The sequence below is a fragment of the Caulobacter sp. Root655 genome (genome assembly GCF_001427665.1).
GTDB lineage: Bacteria > Pseudomonadota > Alphaproteobacteria > Caulobacterales > Caulobacteraceae > Caulobacter.
Genome location: NZ_LMHC01000024.1, coordinates 106490 through 125994, shown reverse-complemented (window position 1 = coordinate 125994; position 19505 = coordinate 106490). Strand labels below are relative to the sequence as shown.

Sequence of the window (19505 nt, the reverse complement as noted above, 5' to 3'; positions counted from 1 at the left end):
TCAGCGCGCGTTCTTGAGGCTTACAGTTTCGGAGAGGCCTCATCGCCATGACCGCGTCCGGGTCAGCCGTTCGGCATGCGCCGACCGACTTGCCGCCACCCCCCATCGCCCTGCCGCCCCGCGCGGCGCTGTTTCTGGATCTCGACGGAACCCTCGCCCCGATCATGCCCCGGCCCGACGACGTCGGGCCGGACGCGCGGCGCGCGGCGTTGCTCGACGACTTGTCGCGGGCGCTGGACGGTCGGCTGGCCGTCGTCAGCGGCCGGGCGCTGGAAGATCTCGACCGCATCCTGGAGGGCCGGGTGGGCGCCATCGCGGCCGTCCACGGCCTGGTGCGGCGCGGGGCTCATGGCGTCGACCGCGTCCAGCCGCACCCCGACCTCGACCATGCCCGCGAGGTGCTGCGCGACCTGGCGCGGAGCGACAGGGACCTGCTGTTCGAGGACAAGGGGCTGAGCGTCGCCCTGCATTACCGCAATGTCCCCACGGCCGCCGACGCGGTGGTCGAGGCCGCCGAGCGGCTGGCGCGATCCTCCGACCTGGTGCTCCAGCTGGGCGACATGGTCGCCGAGCTGCGCACGCCCGGCCAGGACAAGGGCAAGGCGGTCGCCGCCTTCCTGCGCGAGGCCCCGTTCGTCGGCGCCGTTCCGGTGTTCGTCGGCGACGACCTGACCGACGAGGACGGCTTCGCCGCCGCCGCCAGCCTGGGCGGCTACGGCGTGCTGACCGGTCCCGAACGTCCCACCCAGGCGACCTATCGCCTGAACGATTTCAACGCCGTGCTCGCCTGGCTGAGCGCCGCCATCAAGGAGGCGCCCGCATGAGCCGTCTGATCGTCGTCTCCAACCGGGTCAATCCGCCCACGGGCAAGGGCGAGGAGAGCGTCGGCGGCCTGGCCATGGCCCTGGCCGCCGCCTTGCGCGAATATTCCGGCATCTGGTTCGGCTGGAGCGGCAAGACCACCACCGAGTTCACCGGCCAGCTCAACATGCAGAAGGCCGACGGCGTCACGGTGGCGACCGTCGACCTGGAGGAGGGCGACTATCAGGAATATTACAACGGCTACGCCAACAAGACCCTGTGGCCGCTGTTCCACTACCGCGTCGACCTGACCGCCTACGACCGCTCGTTCGGCGAGGGCTACGACCGGGTCAACAAGCGGTTCGCCGAGACCCTGCTGCCGCTGATCGAGCCGGACGACATGATCTGGGTGCATGACTACCACCTGATCCCGATGGCGCGGGAGCTGCGACGGCTGGGGGTGACCAACCGCATCGGCTTCTTCCTGCACATCCCCTGGCCGGCCCACCAGCTGGTGGTGACCCTGCCGCGCCACCGGCCGCTGGTCGAGGCGATGTTCCACTACGACCTGATCGGCTTCCAGACCGAGGAGAGCGTCCAGGCCTTCGAGGGCTACGTGTTCAACGAGGTCGGCGGCGAGCGCACCGAGGATGGGCGGCTGACGGCCTTCGGCCTGAGTACTCAGGCCGGGGCTTTCCCGATCGGCATCGACGCCGAGGACTTCGCCCGCATCAAGGACAGCTTCCGCGCCAGCCGGGTCTATGACCGGCTGATGGCCCACAGCGTGTTCCGCAAGATGATCGTCGGCGTCGACCGCCTCGACTATTCCAAGGGGCTGGAGGAGCGGCTGATCGGCTTCGAGCGCTTCCTGCACGACAACGAGGACGCCCGCCGCGAGGTGATGCTGCTGCAGATCGCCCCGGTGTCGCGCGACGAGGTCGAGGCCTACCAGGACCTGCGCGCCCGGTTGGACGGCCTGATCGGCCGGATCAACGGCGAATATGCCGACATGGACTACAACCCGATCCGCTACCTCAACCGCAGCTACCGCCGCGACGAGCTGGCGGGGGTCTATCGCGCCTCCAAGGCCGCCCTGGTCACGCCGCTGCGCGACGGCATGAACCTGGTGGCCAAGGAGTATGTCGCCTCGCAGACGCCGGACGATCCCGGGGTGCTGATCCTGTCGCGCTTCGCCGGCGCCGCGCGCCAGCTGAAGGAGGCGCTGATCATCAACCCCAACAGCCCCGAGGAGATCTCCGACGCCCTGACCCGGGCGCTGAGCATGGACCTGGCCGACCGCAAGCGGCGCTGGGAGGCGCTGATGGACAACGTCACCCGTCATGACGTCACCGCCTGGCGCGACGACTTCGTGGCCGCCCTGCGCGAGCCGGCCCACACGAGCACGAAGGAGGCCTTGCCCAAGGCCGCTAACGCCACGCCGGCCCTGACCGTGCGGGCCGGGGGGAGGGGCTGACATGGCCCCGCGGCCCACCTGGCAAGGCCATCTGCGCCTGTCATTGGTGAGCTGTCCGGTGGCGATGTACACGGCCGTCAGCCCCGGCGGCGAGGTGCGGTTCAACCTGCTGCACCCCAAGACCCACAACCGCATCAAGATGGTCGCCACCGACCCGGACCTGGGGCCCGTGGACCGCGCCGACCTGGTCAAGGGCTACGAGTACGAGAAAGGCCACTACGTGATCCTCACCCCCGAGGAGATCGACAGCGTCCGGCTGGAAAGCACCCGCACCATCGACATCGAGCGCTTCGTCGACGCGGCCGACATCGATCGTCTGTACTGGGACAACCCCTATTTCCTGGTCCCCGACGGCAAGCTGGCGACCGACGCCTACACCGTGATCCGCGACGCCATGGCGGGGGCGGGCAAGATCGCCCTGGGCCGGGTGGTGATGCACACCCGCGAACGCCTGATGGCCATCGAGCCGCGCGACAACGGCCTGGTCGCCTACACCCTGCGCAGCCACGACGAGGTGCGCGACCCCGCCGAGCTGTTCGACGACATCCCCGACCGCAAGGCCGACCCCCAGATGGTGGCCATCGCCGAGAAGATCATCGAGCAGCAGGAAGGTCCCTTCGATCCCAGCACGTTCAAGGACCGCTACGAGGACGCCCTGCGGGCCCTGATCAAGCAGAAGGAAACAGGCGGCGAGTCCAAGGTGACGGTGGAAGAGCCGGAAACCACCAATGTCGTCGACCTGATGGAGGCCCTGCGCAAGAGCCTGGGCCACAAGCCGGGCGCGCCGGCCAAGAAGCCGGCGTCGCGCAAGAAGGCGTCCTAGGCTTTCTTGCACTCCAGGGTGTCGCCCAGGACGAGCGGCGCGCCGGCTCGCGAAATCATCCAGTCCACGGTCATCGTCGCCGGACCGGTGCGGACATAGACGAACTGCTCGCCCGGCTCGCCGATCCCGGTGCGGGTCCAGGTCCAGCGGTCGCCGTCCCAGCCCGGCGAGGCGTACCAGCGCAGGCCGCTGAAGCCGTCGGCGATGCTGGCGCGGAAGCCGCCGGCCGCCCGGGCGAAGCTCCAGGTCTCGGCCGCCTTGTAGGTTCCCGGCGCGGCGTCGCGATGCTGCTTGAGCAGGGCGCTGGTGTCGGGGTCGCGGCTGAAGACCATCGCCGAGGCCAGGGGCTTCTTCGACGGCTCGAAATGGCCCGCGCAATTCCAGGCGCCTTCGAAATAGATCAACGGATCGGTCGTGGCGGGTTCGGCGGAAGCGGCGGCCAGCAGGCTGGCGACCAGGAGGCTTGTCGGCATGGGACCTCGTGACGGGTGACGGGGAGCTTCGCGGCCGGGAGAATGGAACGGGGACAGGGGCCCGTCCAACCTCATTGTGTCCTGGCCGCTCGGCGCCCCAGCCATCGCCGGACGGGAACGTCGTAAAACCGCCACGCGATCCAGGCGACCAGCGGCGTGACCAGCAGCGCCAGGCCGCAGAACCACAGGGGCTGCGCCAGGTCCTCCCGCGGAAAGACCCGCAGCATCACCGCCCAGATCGCCCAGTGCAGGGCGTAGACCGGATAGGAAAGCTCGCCTGCCCGCCGGCACAGCGCGCCCGCCGCGCCGCCCGGGTCATGGGCGCCCATCAGCACCACCAGCGGGAACAGCAGCGTGACGCAGGCCAGGTCGTAGACCTCGTTGCGGACGGGCAGGATCGGCGCGACCATCGCCGCCGTCAGCACGACGGCCGCGACCAGCAGGCGGGGGCGCGAGACCAGGGCGCGATGGCGCCAGGCCAGCCAGCCGAGGGTGAAGCTGTAGGCGGCGCGGCAGAAGCCGATCCAGAAGGTCGCCCGGTCCCAGCCGGTCTCGATCCCGTGCATGCCCGACGCGGCCCACAGCATCACCGCGAAACAGGCGATCAGGATGGTCAGAAGGCCCGCGTCGATCAGCCGGCGGAGCGGGAACCACAGGGCGCTGACCACCACCTCCAGGCACAGCGACCAGGCCGGCGGGTTGAACGGGAACAGGGAGGGAAAGGTCCCGTAGGGTGTCGGGTCGAGGCGGGGGATCAGCAGCAGGTTGCGGACCAGGTTGGGCCAGAACGGCGGGCTGTGCCGCGAGGTGAGGATCGCGCCGATGACGGTCGACAGCACCAGCAACGGCCAGATCCGGACGACCCGGATGCGCAGATAGGCGGCCCAGCCGATATCGCCTTGCTGGAAGGCGTGGGCCAGGACGAAGCCACTGAGGCAGAAGAAGAAATCCACCGCCAGATAGCCGTGGGCGAAGCCGCCCGGCCGGCCCGACCAGCCGGCGAAGTGATAGAGCAGCACCCCCGCCGCCGCGACGCCGCGCAGGCCGTCCAGGGCGGCGAACCTTTGGGTGTCGTGCTTCACCCTTCGGTTCTTGAGGATCGTGGCGTTTTTCGCAAGAGGGGGCGCGTCAACGAAACCCTCTCCCTCTGGGAGAGGGTTTCTTCTACCGCACCGACGTCCATGGCCGGCTCAGCAGCACCGCGCAGTTGATCAGCCCGACCAGCGAATAGGTCTGCGGGTAGTTCCCCCACAGCTCGCCGTCCGCGAAGCCGATGTCCTCCGACAGCAGGCCGGCGGTGGTTCGCCGCGCCAGCATTTCCTCGAACAGGTCGCGGGCTTCCTGGATGCGGCCGGCCAGGTAGAGGGCTTCGATCAGCCAGAAGGTGCAGATGTTGAACGCCGTCTGCGGGGCGCCGAAGTCGTCGGGGATGGCGTAGCGCAGCAGGTAGGAGCCCTTGCGCAGGCCGGCCTCGATGGCCGCCACCGTGGCGGCGTTGCGCGGATCGTTGGCCTCGATGAAGCGCAGGTCGACCAGCTGCAGCAGGCTGGCGTCCAGCTCGTCGCCCTCGAAGGTGGCGGCGAAGCGGCCGAGGTCCTCGTTCCAGGCCCGCTTGTCGATGGTGGCGCGGACCTGGGCGGCGCGGGCGTTCCAGAAGTCGGCGCGGTCGGCCAGGCCCAGCTTGGCGGCGGCGTTGCCCAGGCGGTCGCAGGCCGCCCAGCACATCACCGCCGAATAGGTGTGGACATTGGCCCGGCCGCGGAACTCCCACAGGCTGGCGTCGGGCTGGTCGTGCAGCTGGAAGGCCCGCTCGCCCACCGGTTCCAGGTTCTGGAAGTCCTCCACCGTGCCCGGCCGCAGCAGGCGCTCGTCGAAGAAGGCCTGGGTCGAGGACAGGATGATCTGGCCGTAGACATCGTGCTGCTGGTGCTCGAAGGCCTGGTTGCCGATGCGCACCGGCCCCATGCCGCGATAGCCGGGCAGGTCGGGGGCGAAGCGCTCGGTCAGCTGCGGCTCGAACCCCACCCCGAACAGCGGCTGGATGTGGCCGCCGGCCGCCCGGTCGACGATGTTGCGCAGATAGCCCAGATAGTTCTCGAGGATGTCCACCGCGCCCAGCCGGTTCAGGGCCTGGACCACGTAATAGGCGTCGCGCAGCCAGCAGTAGCGATAGTCCCAGTTGCGGCCGCTGCTGGCGTGCTCGGGGATCGAGGTGGTCAGGGCCGCGACGATCGCCCCGGTCTCCTCGTGCATGCAGAGCTTCAGGGCGATGGCGGCGCGGATCACCGCGCCCTGGTAGTCGAGCGGCACGGCCAGGCCTCGCACCCAGTCCATCCAGTATTCCTGGGTCTGCTGCAGCATGCGATTGCAGGTGGCGCCGATGTCGGCGTTGAAGCCCTCGTCGGCCCCCAGGAACATGGCGATCGGCCGCTCCAGGCGGAAGGTGCGCTCCTCCAGGATGTGCGACACCGGCCCGTCGGTGGAGAGGCGCAAGGTCATGTCCGAGCACAGGTAGCGGATGTGGTTGGAGCCGCTGGTGTGCTCGGCTAGGTGCGCGCCCCACGCGGCGGTCGGCCGGGCGCGCAGGGTGACGCGGCAGACGCCGCTGATCGGCCGGATCAGGCGGATGAAGGCGGTGGGGCGGAAGATCCGGCCGAACTGCTGGTAGCGCGGCGAGAAGTCGAGGATCTCCAGACTGGCCCCGTCGGCGTCGGTGATCACCGTGCGCAGGATCGGCGTGTTGCGCAGATAGGCCTGCTCGACCCCCGTGACGCCGTCCACCGCCACCTCCCAGGTCCCCTTGGCGACCGGGTCGCCCGGCTCCAGCCCGCCCAGCAGCGAACTGAACACCGGGTCGGAATCGACGCGCGGCATGCAGGCCCACACGAAGCGGCCGCAACGGTCGATCAGGGCGCTGACGGTGCAATTGCCGATCGGGAAGAGGTCGAGGGTCTGGGGCATGGGGCCTCTAGCTTCGGATCAGGATCGGAACGGTGGAATGCTTGCCCGCCTGGGCGGCGACATAGCCGCCGATGTGCTCGAAGGTGATGTCGGTCAGGCCGCCGCCGACGCACAGCCCCTCGATCGACAGGTGGTCGATGCCGATCGGCAGGCGGGGATCGGTCAGGTGGATCTCGCCCTTCCAACCGTCGACGGTGACGCCCAGGCAGGCCTGCAGCATCATGAAGGCCGAGCCCGCCGCCCAGGCCTGGGGCAGGCAGGCCACCGGATAGGCCACCGGCGGCTCGCCCGGCTGACGCGGGAAGCCGCAGAACAGCTCGGGCAGCCGCATCTCGTAATGGGCGGCGGTCTCGAACAGGCCCGAGGTCATCTCCACCACCCCGTCGCGGTTGCCGTAGCGCGACAGGCCCATGGCGCAGATGGCGGTGTCGTGCGGCCAGACCGAGCCGTTGTGGTAGCTCATCGGATTGAAGCGCGGCTCGCCCTGGGCCAGGGTCCGCACGCCGAACCCGTTGTGGAACGCCGCCGACAGCAGGGCGTCGGCCACCTTCGCGGCCCGCTCCGGCGACGGCAGGCCGCAGAACAGCAGGTGGCCGGGATTTGAGCCCCTCACCCGGCAGGGCTGGCCATGGCCGTCGATGGCCATGGCGTAGAAGCCCTTGTCCTCCATCCAGAAGCGGTCCTCGACCTCCTGGCGCAGGTGTTCGGCCTTGGCCCGCCAGCGCGCGGCGTTGACGGGATCGCCGCGCCGCTCGGCCAGGTCGGCCATGCCCCTGAAGGCCGCGAAGGCGTAACCCTGGACCTCGACCACGGCGATCGGCCCGTCGGGGAAATGGCCGTCGGCGTGGAACACGCTGTCCTCGCTGTCCTTCCAGTTCTGGTTCGAGAGGCCGGAGTCGAGGCCGCGGGCGTAGTCGATCAGGCCGTCGCCGTCGCTGTCGCCGAAGTGCTCGATCCAGGCGATGGCGTTGAGCAGGGGCTCCCACAGGCTTTCGATGAAGGCCAGGTCGCCGGTGCGTTCGGCGTAGGCGCAGGCCAGGGCCACGAACAGCGGCGTGGTGTCGACCCCGCCGTAATAGCGGCCGAACGGCAGCTCGCCGAGCGCGGTCATCTCGCCCTTGCGGGTCTCGTGCATGATCTTGCCGGGCGCGCTGTCGCGGAAGGCGCTGACCTCCTCGGCCTGGTGCTCGGCCAGGTAGCCCAGCACGCCGCGCGCCAGGCTGGGCTCGATCCACAGCACTTGCCAGGCGGTGATGATGGCGTCGCGGCCGAACGGGGTCGAGAACCATGGGATGCCGGCATAGGGATAGGGGCCGGTGGCGAACTCGGTGGTCAGCAGGGCCAGGTCGGCCCGCGACTTCTCCAGCCAGTCGTTGAACAGCCGGCCGGAGGTGTGCAGCCGCGCCCCGCGCCGCCGGCGCTTGCGCATGTCCAGCCGGGCCCGGGCGGCGGCGGCTCGCCAGCGCTCGCGGCTGGGCGTCTGGTCCGGGGCCGTGCCGACCTCGACATAGAGGTCGAAATGGGTTTCCGGGGTCAGCATGAACATGAAATCGGCGCATCGCGGGCCCAGCCGTCCCGGCGGTTCCGAGAACGAGATGACGCTGGTGCGCCGCACGCCGTCCAGGCCGTCATAGGCGTAGGTGACGCTGCGGCCGTTCATCTGGGCGGGCAGCACGCGGCCGCGACCGGCCGGGCGCGTGGAGCCGCGCACCTCGAACATGTCGTGGAAATCGGCGTCATATTCCAGCCCGACCGGCAGGATGACCATGTCGCGGCTGTAGTTGACGAAGCGCAGGCGCTCGAACAGCCGCTGGTCCCACAGGAGGCGCTTGCGCTCGATGTGGATCGCCCCGTGCGGGGCGGCCGCGCCGCCCAGGGCCGGCAGGGGCTCGTTGGTCGAGTGGGAGGTGAAATAGACATTGTCCTGCGACACCGCCGCGCTCAGCAGGGCCGGGGGCCGACCGCCGATCAGCAGTCGCAGGCGCGACAACAGGCGGGTGTCGTCGTGGAACAGGCCGTCGGCCGCGCCCAGCACGTCGCCGAACGCGTCGGCCACCAGGAAGGTGTCCTTGTCCTTCAGCGCGAACAGGTTGGAGGGCGTCCGGGGCTCTGTCGTCTCGCCCTGTTCGATCGTGCCAGCCGGGGCCGGCGTCAGATCATCCATGGTCTCGGCCCCATGCGCTGAAGTCCCTCGAAAGCCCGCCGCGCCGCGCGGATACGGCGGGCGGGTTCTCGTTTCCTAAAACCCGATCGTGTTCCGGACGCGGCGGTCGCGTGGCCGAAACGGTCAGGCGCTTTGGGCCAGCGTCAGGCGCTTCGGCGCGGACGCTTCTTCCAGGCGATCATAGAGGTTCAGGTAGCGGCGGGCCATGGCGACCGCCGAGAACCGGGTCTCGAATCGCCGGCGCACGTCGAACCGGTTGATCCGGTCCAGGCGGCGCCCGGCGGCCACGGCGCCGTCCTCGTCCCGGACGATGAAGCCGGTCAGGCCGTCCTCGATCACCTCGGGCACCGAGCCGCAGTCATAGGCGATCACCGGCGTGCCGCAGGCCATGGCTTCGATCATCACCAGGCCGAACGGCTCGGGCCAGGCGATGGGGAACAGCAGGGCGTCGGCGCCGCCGAGGAAGGCCGATTTCTGGTGGTCGCCGATCTCGCCGATGAACTCGATCAGCGGATCGTCCAGCAGGTATTCGATCTCGTCGTGGAAATAGGCGCGGTCGGCGGCGTCGATCTTGGCGGCGATCTTCAGCGTCTTGCCCAGGCGCTTGGCGATGGCGATGGCGCGGTCGGGGCCCTTCTCGGGGGAAATGCGGCCGAGGAAGGCCAGGTAACCCTCGGATCTCTCGCTGAAATCATAGATCTCGGCGGCCATGCCGTGCAGCACGGTGCCCGCCCAGTTGGCGAAGGGCAGGGGTGCGCGCTGGGCGTCCGAGATCGAGACCAGCGGATATTGCGGCCAGCGGCGGTAGACGCCCGGCAGGTCCTTGAGGTCGAGGCGGCCGTGCAGGGTGGTCAGGGTCTTTTCCGGCATGTCCTCGAACATCGGGAACTGGATCATGTCGGTGTGGAAATGGATGACGTCGAAGCGGTGGGCGTGGCGACGGACCTCGGCCAGCATCGCCATGTGGGCGGCCAGATCCGACTTCAGCGGGGCGGGGTCCAGGCGGATCGCCTGGTCGCGCACCACCACCAGCTCGGCCTTGGTGCGGGCGTCGCCCGAGGCGAACAGGGTGACCTCGTGCCCCAGGTCGACCAAGGCGTCGGTCAGGTGCGCCACGACCCGCTCGGTGCCGCCGTAGAGACTCGGCGGGACGGCTTCGTACAGCGGCGGAACCTGGGCGATCTTCATCGGGTTGAAGTCCTGATGCGGAAACGCGCGGGCGCGCGCCCCGACCTCGGATCAAACCGCCGGTGTGGCCTTAAGGTTCCGCGTGGAAAATAAAGAACCTGAAGCTGTTTCAACCGTTCGCCTTCCACGATACTTGCATTAACGAGCAAGAGACGTAACGGCCATTTGAAGCGACGCGGACCGGCCGCGTGCGAGCGTGCGGCGAGACTTTTTGACGGTGATGAAGACCTGGACCAAACGGGGCGCACTGCTTGGCGGCGCGCTTTCTTTCCTGTCGATCGCGGCGGCTCGCGCCCAGGTCCAGAACCCGCCGCTGGTGAGGGCGCCGCAGCAGCCTCAGGTCTTCACGCCGCCGCCGACCAGCGTGGTGCTGCGGCCCGACCAGGTCGAGTTGCTGACGCGGACCCTGGCCCAGGCCCCGACCCACGGTTTCGAACCCGGAGACTTCTCGGCCGACGCCATCCTGCCGATGCTGGGCGCGCGCGACACCGCCACCCGCCAGGCGGGCCAGGCGCAACTGATCCTCAACATCCTGCGCTACGCCAAGGCCGTGCGTTCGGGTCGCCTGGCGTCGGACGCCTTCCTGGGCGACTGGGGCCTGCGCCCGGCCGCCTACGACCCTGGCCCCGACTTCGTGCAGGCCGCCGGCCAGGATCGCCTGGGGCCCTGGCTGGATAGCCTGCCGCCGCCCTATACCGGCTACCAGACCCTGCGGAAGGGCCTGGCGACCTATCGCGACATCGCCGCGCGCGGCGGCTGGAAGCCGCTGGCAGCCGGAACGCCGCCGCTGAAGCTGGGCGCGAAGAACGATCCGCGCATCGCGGCCCTGGAGGCCCGGCTGGCCGTCGAGGACCCGACCATCGCCGTCGACGGCGCCCCGGTGTTCGACGAGGCCCTGCAACAGGCGCTGATGCGGGCCCAGAAGCGCTTCGGCCTCAATCCCGACGGCGGGCTGGGTCCGCAGACCCTGACGGCGCTGAACGTGCCGGTCGAACGCCGCATCGACCAGATCCTGGCCAATATGGAGCGCTGGCGCTGGCTGCCCCAGCAACTGCCGGCCGATCGCATCCAGGTCAACATCGCCGCCGCGGTGATGAGCGTCTTCCACGACGACGCCCCGAACCTGACCATGCGGGCGGTGACCGGCCGGCCAGGCGACGAGACGCCGATGCTGTCGTCGACGATCCACTCGATCGTCCTCAACCCGCCCTGGAACGTGCCGTCCTCGATCGCCGCCAAGGAGCTGTGGCCCAAGCAGCGGGCCAATCCGCGCTATTTCGCCAACAACGACTTCATCGTCATCCAGACCGAGGGCGGCGGCTCGCGCCTGCAGCAGAAGGCCGGTCCCAAGGCGGCCCTGGGTCTGGTGAAGTTCGACTTCAACAACCCCTACGGCGTCTATCTGCACGACACCCCCAGCCGCTCGAAGTTCGCCAGCTTCAGCCGCCTGGCCAGCCACGGCTGCGTGCGCCTGGAAAAGCCGATCCCGCTGGCCAAGCAGCTGCTGGCCGCCGACCCGGCCTGGAGCCCGGAGGTGGTCGACGAGACCATCGCCGCGGGCAAGACCGTGCGGGCCCCCCTGGCCCAGCCGATCGCCGTATTTCTGCTGTACTGGACCGCTTATGTGACCCCAGACGGGCAGGTGAACTTCCGCGACGACCCCTATGGCTGGGACAGGGAGCTGGTGCTGCGTATTGCCGCATCCGCCCCCGGCGCAGCTTGACCCGGGGTCCCGCGTAAGGCCTCTTTCCCGTCTCGGTCCTTTCCAGTTCGGAAAGGACTTTGGCGTTCTAGTGCTCGCGTGAGGGCCGCCAAGTGCGGTGGCCCGCCTTCCGGCCATCGCGCGAAGTTAGTCGGGAAAGCGTACCATGATCGATCGACGCAAGCTGCTTGGGCTTGGTTTCGGCGTGCTCGGCGCGAGCATGGTCGGGCCCATGGCGGCGCTCGCCCAAGCCAAACTCGCCGATAGCGACCCGATCGGCGACCTGCTGCTGCGCCAGTCGCAACTGCCCGAGGGTCTGCCCGTCGAAGGCCTGCCCGCGGAAGCCGCGGCGACCCAGGCGGCGGTTCCCCTCGGCTCCTACCGCCCCGCCGCGACCGCCCAGCGCTGGCTGAAGCTGCACAACATCCACACCCAGGAACGGCTGGAAGCGGTCTATTTCGAAAAGGGCGAGTACGTGCCCGACGCCGTCCAGGCCCTGGACAAGGTGCTGCGCGACTTCCGGACCGGCGACGTCCACCCGATGAACCCCCGGCTGTTCGACACCCTGGCCGACCTGGCCAGGAAGACCGACACCAAGGACCACTTCCAGGTGATCTCCGGCTACCGCTCGCCCAAGACCAACGCCATGCTCAACGAACGCAGCGGCGAGGTCGCCAAACGCAGCCTGCACATGGACGGCAAGGCTATTGATATCTATCTGGAGGATGTCGCTCTGGATCGGGTAAGGGCCGCGGCCCTGGATCTCGGACGTGGCGGTGTGGGTTATTATCCCACGAGCAACTTCGTCCACGTCGACGTCGGACCTGTCCGGCGTTGGGTCGGCTCCTAAAAGAGGGCCGCAGATCAGAGGATAGTCCCGGATGGCCAAGGCCGAACGCAAGAGCAATCCGTTCGGATGGATCGTCGTGGGGGCGCTGGTGGGGGCGATCGCCACCATGGGCGTGCTGATGATCGCCAGCTCGATGACGTCCGACCGAGGCTATCAGGACGGTCCGACCGAAATTCGCACCGCCGCCGATGACGCCGCCAGCGCCGCCGCCGCGCGGCCGCCGGTCGCGATCGCCGCGCCCAAGCCCGAGCAGCCGGGCGCCCCGGTCGCCACGATCCCGGCCCCGGCCGCCGCCCAGCCGGCGCAGACCGTCGACGCCCAGATGGCCGACGACGCCGCCGCCGCGGGCATGACCTCGCGGGCGGGCTCCGAGCAACCGATAAATTAGGTTGTAAGGGCGTTAGGCCGCTTCGTCTTCCCGCGGCCGGGGCGGGGCCGCGTAGCGCGAAATATGGCGCATGACGCTGAGCTGCTGCTCAATCGCCTCTATGCGCTCGGCCTGTTTGATCACCAGGCGTTCCAAATCCTGCAGACGTTCCTCGATGCGTTCAGTCATGGGCTGTCTCCAACCACCAGGGCAGCCATCGAACGCGCCTGACCCGGCGAGGTCAAGTGCGTTTGTGCGTTTGCACCCAGTCCAAACGCACGCGGCCCCGGAGCGGTCCGGGGCCGCGTTGTAACGCTTGGGATCGTGAACCTTACGACTTCGGCGCGGCCATCGCCGGCAGTTTGTTCGCCGCGCCCTTCATGGCCTCGTGCTGGGCCGGGGGCAGGGGGATCAGGCCGCGGCCCTGCAGGTAGCCGCCCCGGCCGGTGGCCGAGTCGGAGACGAACTCGGCGATGAACTCCTTCAGGCCGGGCGTCACGCCGATCTGGTCCTTCTTGACGTAGATGTAGAGCGAGCGGGCCAGCGGGTAGGAGCCGTTGGCGATCGTCTGGGCCGAAGGCTTCACGCCGTTGACGCTGGCGGCCTTGATGCGGTTGGCGTTCTCCTCGAGGAAGGAATAGCCGAACACGCCCAGGGCGCCCGGGGTCTTCTCGATGGTGCCGACGATGGCGTTGTCGTTCTCACCGGCGTCGACCCACGGGCCGTCGGTGCGCAGCGGGTCGACCTTGGCCTTGAAGGCCTTCTCGTCGCTGTCGTGCAGGGCCTTGGCGGTGGGGAACTTCTTGGCCCCGCCCTCGATGGCCAGTTCGACGAAGGCGTCGCGGGTGCCGGAGGTGGGCGGCGGGCCGTAGACCAGGATGCGGTTGGCCGGCAGGCCGGCGCCGATGTCCTTCCAGGTCTTGTAGGGGTTGGCCACGAACTGGCCGCCGCGCAGGGCGTTCTGGGCCAGGCCCAGATACAGGTGCTCGACCTTGAAGTTGTAGTCTGGCGCCTTCTTGTCCATCGCCACGACGATGCCGTCGAAGCCGATCTTCAACTCGACGATGTTGTTGACGCCCTTGGCCTTGCAGGCTTCGAACTCGGACTTCTTCATCGGCCGCGAGGCGTTGGCGATGTCGGGGAACTTCTCGCCCATGCCGCCGCAGAACATCTTGATGCCGCCGCCGGTGCCCAGGCTTTCGATCTTCGGCGACTTCTTGCCGGTCTTCTTGCTGAAGTTCTCGGCGGTGCGGGTCGAGAACGGGAACACGGTCGACGAGCCGGCGGCCCAGACATAGTCGCGGGCGGCGTGGGCGCTGGACGCGCCGGTCAGCAGGGCGAGCGCGGCGGCGGTTCCGAGCAGGGTCTTCATGACGGCATCCTACTTTCGAGGGGGCGAGAAGGAGGGGACGCGTGAAATCTACGTCCTATGCGGTCGTCATTTGTCACAGTTTGGCGACAGATTTGCGACAGCGTCCGTTCACGGACGATCGTCGGGTCAGCCCTTGGACCGCACGACCTCGCCGTCTTCCTTGGTGAAGCTCTCTGGCGCGGCGTCCAGCAGGTCGAACACGCGCTCGGAGGGGCGGCACAGCCCGACGCCCTTGGCCGAGACGACGATCGGGCGTTCCACCAGGATCGGCTCGGCGATCATGGCGGCGAGGATCGCGTCGTCAGTCACGCCCGGCTCCAACAGGCCCAGCTCGGTAGCCGGTCCCTTGGCGCGCAGCCAGTCGCGCGGCGTCGCGCCGGCCTTGGCCAGCAGGTCCCCAAGCTGTTCCCGCGTCCAGCCGGCCTTCAGGTATTCGACGACCGTGGGCTCGACGCCCGAGGCCTGGATCATGGCCAAGACGTTGCGCGAGGTGCCGCACTTGGGATTGTGGAAGATCGTGACGGGGAAATTGGTCCGGGTCATGGGCGGTCTTGGTCCTTGAGAAGCCATCCGAACACTCCTGTCGCCAGCAGGGCGCCGACGAGCTGGGAGAGGATGAAGGCGGGCGCCGAGGCGGGGGCGACGCCGGCGAAGGTGTCCGACAGGGCGCGCGCCACGGTGACCGCCGGATTGGCGAACGATGTCGAGGCGGTGAACCAGTAGGCGGCGGTGATGTAAAGTCCGACCGCGACGGCCGTGAAGTCGGGCCGGAAGCGGACCGCGCCCAGGATGGTCACGACCAGGCCGAAGGTCGCCACCGCCTCGGACAGCATCTGGGCGGGACCGTCGCGCAGCCGGGTCGAGATCTGGAGGATCGGTTCGCCGAACATCGCATGGGCCAGCCAGACCCCGGCCACGGCCCCGGCGACCTGGGCCGGCGGATAGAGCAGGGCGTCGCGCGTCGACATCTCCTTGCGGAGCAGGGCGACCAGGGTGACGGCGGGATTGAAATGGGCGCCCGAGATCGGCCCGAACACGGTGATCAGCACCACCAGGCCCGCGCCGGTGGCCACGGTGTTGCCGAGCAGGGCGATGGCGACATTGCCGCCCGCCAACCGCTCACCCATGATCCCGGAACCGATGACCACGGCCAGCAGCAGGGCCGAGCCCAGGGCTTCGGCGGCCAGACGGCGAGGGAGGTCGAAGTAAGCGGTCACTGCGCCTCGCAACAGGTCGCTCGGGCGATCAGGCCCTCAAGCGGCGCGCAGATCTCCGGCGCGCCGCCGCAGCAGTCCTCCATCAGGAAGCCCAGCAGGCCGCTCATCGCCGCGTAGTCGGCGGTGTAGATGATCGACCGGCCCTCGCGCCGCGCGCCGATCAGCCCGGCATGCGACAGGATGTTGAGGTTGGCCGACAGGGTGTTGGGGACCATGGCCAGGCGGCGGGCGATCTCGCCGGCGGCGACGCCGGGCGGGCCGGCCTGGACCAGCAGGCGGAAGATCGCCAAACGGCCCTCGTGGCCGAGCGCGGAAAGCGAAACAGTGGCGGCTTTCAATTCCATATTTCCAATATGATGGAAATATGTGACGAGGGGAAGACGGCTTCGAGGATCTTCCCGCCATGACCGACCTGCCCGCCCTGCAATCCCGGTTCCTGTCCGTTCCGACCCCGGCCGGCCTGGAGGTCGCGGCGCCCCAGGTCCATCCGCCGCGCATCCTGCTGCTTTACGGCTCGCTGCGGGAGCGTTCGTTCAGCCGGTTGCTGACCGAGGAGGCGGCACGGCTGCTGGAGTTGATGGGCTGCGAGACCCGGATCTTCGATCCCCGCGACCTGCCGCTGCCGGACGCTGTCGGCCCCGATCATCCCAAGGTCCAGGAACTACGGACCCTCTCATTGTGGTCGGAGGGTCAGGTGTGGTGCAGTCCGGAACGGCACGGGGCGATCACCGGGGTGATGAAGGCGCAGATCGACTGGATCCCGCTGGAGATCGGCAGCGTGCGGCCGACCCAGGGCCGGACCCTGGCGGTGATGCAGGTCAGCGGCGGCTCGCAGTCGTTCAACGCCGTCAACACCCTGCGCCTGCTGGGCCGCTGGATGCGGATGATCACCATTCCCAACCAGTCGTCGGTGGCCATGGCCTGGCAGGAGTTCGACGAGCAGGGTCGCATGCGCCCCTCGGCCTATTATGACCGGGTGGTCGACGTGATGGAGGAACTGGTCAAGTTCACCCTGCTGACGCGGGACCGCGCCGATCACCTGGTCGATCGCTACAGCGAGCGCAAGGCGGCGGGCGGGATGTCGCGCGAGGCGGCGCTGGCGGCGCGCGCGACGGCCTAGGCGCGATCCTCTGTCGCAGCCCGCGGGCGCCCCCCGTCAATGCGGCGGAAACCACGCCGGCGGATAGTCGGCGTGGGAGGCGTCCATGTCCGCGTTTCATGCTGTTCGCAGCTTTGTCCTGATGACCGTCATCGTCTGCGGGTTGCTCACCGCCGCCTGGAGCGGCTTGAAGGACATGCCCTGGGTTCATGACCGCGATCGGGGTGACGTGGTCTGGATCGACACCACCCGGGGCTGAAGCCCTCGGGCCGTCCAGCGCGGACGGCCGGTCAAGTCGCGACGCTTTTGGCGGCCCCTTGTGCGCTGTGGATCAAGTTTCTTGACCTTCGCCGGGCGCAAGGCGGCGCGGACTGAACAAGAAGCGAGCGGCGGAGACATTTCGTTCAAAATGTCAGTTGACGATCCGGCCAGGACGGCGAGGGCGGGTGATGCTGCTCCTCAAGAGGCGTCGTCCTGGGGATAATCACCGCGGGTGATGGGCGCGACGCCTCGAACGAGGACGTCATGTCGAACCAACGGCTTTTGATGGCGGGTGCTTCCGCCGCTGTGCTGCTCGCCCTGTCTGGCCATGCCTTCGCCGCTGCCGATCCGGTCCCGGCCGACGCGTCAACCGCCGTCGACGAGATCGTCGTCAAGGCGCGCGACAAGGCAGGCCTGCTGGAGAAGCAGCCCAACAACACCGTGTTCGGGCTGGACAAGCCGCTGCTGGAAACGCCGCGCTCGGCCAGCTTCGTCAGCGACGTAACGCTGCAACGTTACGGCATCGAGACGATCGACGGCCTCACGGCAGTGTCGCCGGGCACCTATACCGCCAGCTTCTACGGGGTGCCCGGCGCGCTCAACATTCGCGGCACCCTGGCCGAGAACTACTTCCGGGGCTTCAAGCGGATCGAGAACCGCGGCACCTATTCGACGCCGATCGGCGCGGCTGACCAGATCCAGATCGTGCGCGGCCCGCCCACCCCGATCTACGGCTCGGGCAAGGTCGGCGGCATGCTCAACTTCATCCCCAAGTCGGGGAAGAACGAGGGCGGCTATCTCAGCGAGCCGACCGGCGAGATCACCGCCACCTACGGCTCGTACAACAAGAAGAACGTCACCGGGCAGTTCGGCCTGCCGGTCAATTTCGGGCCGGTGACCGGCGGCGTCTATGTCTATGGCGAGGCCGAGGATAGCCACAGCTATTACAAGGGCGTCTATCCGCGTCGCCAGACCGGCGAGATTTCCGCCGACTTCGACCTGGGCAACGGCTGGACCACGGCGTTCGGCGGTATGCTCTACCACTCGGACGGCGACGTGCAGACGCCGGGCTGGAACCGCCTGACCCAGGACCTGATCGACAATAGGAACTACACCACTGGCCGCGACACCAGCATCGTCGACAGCGACCACAACGGCCGCCTGACCCTCAACGAGATCAGCGGTAACGCCGCCAACCCCTACTATTACGACCCGACCTTCAACCCGCTCTACATCCCGTACTACAACTTCTACAACACCAACGCCGCCCACACCCTGGACACCGGGGTCGGCACGTTGAAGCTCAGCCCGCAGCAGGTCTATATCAGCCCGGCCGACTTCTCGAAGACCAACACCAACACCTTCTATTTCGACCTGGCCAAGGACCTGACGGCGACCAGCGCCATCAAGGCCCAGCTGTTCTATGACGACCAGGAGAACAAGCGCTTCGTCTCCTACGGCTACCCGGCCTGGTTCGACAGCTCGGTGTGGGAGGCCCGCGTCACCTACAATTTCGCCAACGAATTCCTGGACGGCAAGGTCAGCGCCAAGTCGTTCGTCGGGGCCTCGTACCGCGACTTCTCGGGCCGCCGACGCGAGAGCTACAATAGCGGTGTGATCGCCCTGGACCGTCGCGACATCGCCTTCGGCGCCACCGCCACCGACATCATCGACAGTCCCTTCAGCACCGAGACCGGAGCCGGCGTTCTCGGGCTGGCCTGGGAGAACGACAACAAGTCCGACTGGACCCAGCAGGGCGTGTTCTTCACCACCGACATCATGGTCGGCGAAAAGCTGAACCTGATGCTGGGCGGGCGCTACGACGACTACGACGTCAAGTCGCAAGATACCGGCGTGCTCAGCTACCAGATCGCCGGCCAGCAGAAGGCCAGCAAGGGCAAGGGCACCTACACCGCCAGCCTGACCTACAAGGCCCCGGCCGACATCATGCCCTACATCACCTACGCCAAGGCCTCGGCCCTGGAGATGAGCCAGGCCGGTGACATCGCCCCGGGCCTGGTGGCCTCGGCCACCGACGCCTGGCTGTCGGACAGCGACCTGGCCGAGGCCGGTTTCAAGTTCCAGTGGCTGCGCGGCACGCTGGTGGGCTCGCTGGCCGGCTACCGCCAGAATCGCACCCAGCTGATGGGCATCAACGCCACCCCGACCGGCACCCGCGCCAAGGGCGTGGAGCTGGAGGTCCGCTGGCTGGCGTCCGAGAACTTCAGCTTCACCTTCTCGGGCAACACCCAGCACACGACCGTCAAGGGGCCGGATGCGTCGTTCCAGTACATCCCGGCCTACACCGCCGGCGTCCCGGGTTCGCAAGCCTTCGGCGGCACCTATGTGGTGTGGAGCTTCGCCGGCCTGGCCGGCCGAGCGGGGGACTACGACTACACCCTGATCCCCAAGTCGGTGGTCAGCCTGTACGGCGCCTACACCAGCAACGATTACGACTGGGGCAAGGTCGGCGGCACGTTCGGGGTCACCCACGTGACCAAGACCTCGGGCACCGTGCAGGACGCCGTGACCTATCCGGCCTACTGGGTGGCCAACGCCTCGGCCTATTACAGCTACGGTCCGTACACGGCGACGTTCAACGTCGATAACCTGTTCGACAAGCTCTACTTCACCCCCGACGCCGACAGCTACGCCAACCTCGGCGCCCTGCCGAGCAGGGGCCGCGAATGGCGCCTGACCCTGGCCCGCAAGTTCTAGTTCCCGCCGCCCACACGCCCTGGAGACGGGGCGTG

Annotated in this window: 19 protein-coding genes; 9 read left to right on the top strand and 10 right to left on the bottom strand. The window is 68.4% G+C overall.

The annotated features are described in order from the left end of the window. The first annotated feature begins 47 nt into the window (after positions 1-47). Genes otsB through ASD79_RS18450 form a run of 3 tightly spaced genes read left to right on the top strand, consistent with a single transcriptional unit; the run spans position 48 to position 3098 of the window. Complete coding sequence (gene otsB / locus ASD79_RS18460) at positions 48-824, top strand: trehalose-phosphatase (protein WP_056724341.1); 777 nt, start codon at positions 48-50, stop codon at positions 822-824. Continuing rightward, positions 821-2275 carry a trehalose-6-phosphate synthase gene (locus ASD79_RS18455; RefSeq protein ID WP_056724339.1) on the top strand — a complete coding sequence of 485 codons (1455 nt, stop codon included), beginning with the start codon at positions 821-823 and terminating at the stop codon, positions 2273-2275. The genes otsB and ASD79_RS18455 overlap by 4 nt, the downstream gene beginning before the upstream one ends. A 1-nt stretch (position 2276) precedes the next feature. Beyond that, positions 2277-3098 carry a Ku protein gene (locus ASD79_RS18450; protein ID WP_056724338.1) on the top strand — a complete coding sequence of 274 codons (822 nt, stop codon included), beginning with the start codon at positions 2277-2279 and terminating at the stop codon, positions 3096-3098. Here the strand turns inward: ASD79_RS18450 and ASD79_RS18445 are convergent. From ASD79_RS18445 to ASD79_RS18425, 5 genes are all read right to left on the bottom strand, one after another. Next, the gene (locus ASD79_RS18445; protein ID WP_056724336.1) at positions 3095-3571 is read right to left on the bottom strand and encodes a hypothetical protein; all 477 of its coding nucleotides are present in this window, start codon (positions 3569-3571) and stop codon (positions 3095-3097) included. The genes ASD79_RS18450 and ASD79_RS18445 overlap by 4 nt on opposite strands. Positions 3572-3642: 71 nt before the next feature. Continuing rightward, entirely contained in the window at positions 3643-4653 is a 1011-nt protein-coding gene (locus ASD79_RS18440; RefSeq protein WP_056724334.1) for an acyltransferase, read from the bottom strand. Between the two features lie 82 nt (positions 4654-4735). Further along, positions 4736-6532, bottom strand: coding sequence for a glycoside hydrolase family 15 protein (locus ASD79_RS18435; protein WP_056724333.1), 1797 nt, complete (start codon positions 6530-6532; stop codon positions 4736-4738). A gap of 7 nt (positions 6533-6539) precedes the next feature. Further along, entirely contained in the window at positions 6540-8696 is a 2157-nt protein-coding gene (locus ASD79_RS18430; RefSeq protein ID WP_056724330.1) for an amylo-alpha-1,6-glucosidase, read from the bottom strand. A 123-nt stretch (positions 8697-8819) separates the two neighbouring features. Next, positions 8820-9884 carry a glycosyltransferase family 4 protein gene (locus ASD79_RS18425; protein WP_056724326.1) on the bottom strand — a complete coding sequence of 355 codons (1065 nt, stop codon included), beginning with the start codon at positions 9882-9884 and terminating at the stop codon, positions 8820-8822. 220 nt (positions 9885-10104) lie between these two features. On the opposite strand from ASD79_RS18425, the gene ASD79_RS18420 reads away from it, so the two are divergent. From ASD79_RS18420 to ASD79_RS18410, 3 genes are all read left to right on the top strand, one after another. Further along, positions 10105-11607: a murein L,D-transpeptidase gene (locus tag ASD79_RS18420; RefSeq protein WP_056724324.1), complete on the top strand. Its 1503-nt coding sequence runs from the start codon at positions 10105-10107 to the stop codon at positions 11605-11607. Positions 11608-11752: 145 nt separating this feature from the next. Continuing rightward, entirely contained in the window at positions 11753-12436 is a 684-nt protein-coding gene (locus tag ASD79_RS23500; RefSeq protein WP_082585013.1) for a DUF882 domain-containing protein, read from the top strand. 31 nt (positions 12437-12467) lie between these two features. Beyond that, complete coding sequence (locus ASD79_RS18410) at positions 12468-12824, top strand: hypothetical protein (RefSeq protein ID WP_056724323.1); 357 nt, start codon at positions 12468-12470, stop codon at positions 12822-12824. 12 nt (positions 12825-12836) lie between these two features. Here the strand turns inward: ASD79_RS18410 and ASD79_RS24070 are convergent, their stop codons facing one another. From ASD79_RS24070 to ASD79_RS18390, 5 genes are all read right to left on the bottom strand, one after another. Then, positions 12837-12992 (bottom strand): hypothetical protein, encoded by a 156-nt coding sequence (locus ASD79_RS24070; protein WP_007673360.1) that lies wholly within the window; start codon positions 12990-12992, stop codon positions 12837-12839. A 142-nt stretch (positions 12993-13134) separates the two neighbouring features. Further along, positions 13135-14175, bottom strand: coding sequence for a substrate-binding domain-containing protein (locus ASD79_RS18405; protein ID WP_056724321.1), 1041 nt, complete (start codon positions 14173-14175; stop codon positions 13135-13137). Between the two features lie 126 nt (positions 14176-14301). Beyond that, on the bottom strand, positions 14302-14718 hold the full coding sequence (gene arsC / locus ASD79_RS18400; RefSeq protein ID WP_056724319.1) for an arsenate reductase (glutaredoxin): 417 nt from the start codon (positions 14716-14718) through the stop codon (positions 14302-14304). Further along, complete coding sequence (locus tag ASD79_RS18395; protein WP_056724318.1) at positions 14715-15392, bottom strand: MIP/aquaporin family protein; 678 nt, start codon at positions 15390-15392, stop codon at positions 14715-14717. The genes arsC and ASD79_RS18395 overlap by 4 nt, the downstream gene beginning before the upstream one ends. Next, positions 15389-15736, bottom strand: a complete 348-nt coding sequence (locus tag ASD79_RS18390; RefSeq protein WP_056724316.1) for a helix-turn-helix transcriptional regulator — start codon at positions 15734-15736, stop codon at positions 15389-15391. Before ASD79_RS18390 ends, ASD79_RS18395 begins: the two co-directional genes overlap by 4 nt. 59 nt (positions 15737-15795) lie before the next feature. On the opposite strand from ASD79_RS18390, the gene arsH reads away from it, so the two are divergent. The 3 genes from arsH (at position 15796) to ASD79_RS18380 (ending at position 19470) form a co-directional block, all read left to right on the top strand. Continuing rightward, the gene (arsH, locus tag ASD79_RS18385; RefSeq protein ID WP_056724314.1) at positions 15796-16512 is read left to right on the top strand and encodes an arsenical resistance protein ArsH; all 717 of its coding nucleotides are present in this window, start codon (positions 15796-15798) and stop codon (positions 16510-16512) included. A gap of 85 nt (positions 16513-16597) precedes the next feature. After that, entirely contained in the window at positions 16598-16750 is a 153-nt protein-coding gene (locus ASD79_RS24065; protein WP_156400577.1) for a hypothetical protein, read from the top strand. A 266-nt stretch (positions 16751-17016) separates the two neighbouring features. Further along, complete coding sequence (locus ASD79_RS18380; RefSeq protein ID WP_056724313.1) at positions 17017-19470, top strand: TonB-dependent siderophore receptor; 2454 nt, start codon at positions 17017-17019, stop codon at positions 19468-19470. Positions 19471-19505 lie beyond the last annotated feature (35 nt).

Coding starts and splice junctions, on each gene's coding strand:
- otsB (WP_056724341.1), top strand. CDS start 48: ATGACCGCGTCCGGGTCAGCCGTTCGGCATGCGCCGACCGACTTGCCG.
- ASD79_RS18455 (WP_056724339.1), top strand. CDS start 821: ATGAGCCGTCTGATCGTCGTCTCCAACCGGGTCAATCCGCCCACGGGC.
- ASD79_RS18450 (WP_056724338.1), top strand. CDS start 2,277: ATGGCCCCGCGGCCCACCTGGCAAGGCCATCTGCGCCTGTCATTGGTG.
- ASD79_RS18445 (WP_056724336.1), bottom strand. CDS start 3,571: ATGCCGACAAGCCTCCTGGTCGCCAGCCTGCTGGCCGCCGCTTCCGCC.
- ASD79_RS18435 (WP_056724333.1), bottom strand. CDS start 6,532: ATGCCCCAGACCCTCGACCTCTTCCCGATCGGCAATTGCACCGTCAGC.
- ASD79_RS18430 (WP_056724330.1), bottom strand. CDS start 8,696: ATGGATGATCTGACGCCGGCCCCGGCTGGCACGATCGAACAGGGCGAG.
- ASD79_RS18425 (WP_056724326.1), bottom strand. CDS start 9,884: ATGAAGATCGCCCAGGTTCCGCCGCTGTACGAAGCCGTCCCGCCGAGT.
- ASD79_RS18420 (WP_056724324.1), top strand. CDS start 10,105: ATGAAGACCTGGACCAAACGGGGCGCACTGCTTGGCGGCGCGCTTTCT.
- ASD79_RS23500 (WP_082585013.1), top strand. CDS start 11,753: ATGATCGATCGACGCAAGCTGCTTGGGCTTGGTTTCGGCGTGCTCGGC.
- ASD79_RS18410 (WP_056724323.1), top strand. CDS start 12,468: ATGGCCAAGGCCGAACGCAAGAGCAATCCGTTCGGATGGATCGTCGTG.
- ASD79_RS24070 (WP_007673360.1), bottom strand. CDS start 12,992: ATGACTGAACGCATCGAGGAACGTCTGCAGGATTTGGAACGCCTGGTG.
- ASD79_RS18405 (WP_056724321.1), bottom strand. CDS start 14,175: ATGAAGACCCTGCTCGGAACCGCCGCCGCGCTCGCCCTGCTGACCGGC.
- arsC (WP_056724319.1), bottom strand. CDS start 14,718: ATGACCCGGACCAATTTCCCCGTCACGATCTTCCACAATCCCAAGTGC.
- ASD79_RS18390 (WP_056724316.1), bottom strand. CDS start 15,736: ATGGAATTGAAAGCCGCCACTGTTTCGCTTTCCGCGCTCGGCCACGAG.
- arsH (WP_056724314.1), top strand. CDS start 15,796: ATGACCGACCTGCCCGCCCTGCAATCCCGGTTCCTGTCCGTTCCGACC.
- ASD79_RS24065 (WP_156400577.1), top strand. CDS start 16,598: ATGTCCGCGTTTCATGCTGTTCGCAGCTTTGTCCTGATGACCGTCATC.
- ASD79_RS18380 (WP_056724313.1), top strand. CDS start 17,017: ATGTCGAACCAACGGCTTTTGATGGCGGGTGCTTCCGCCGCTGTGCTG.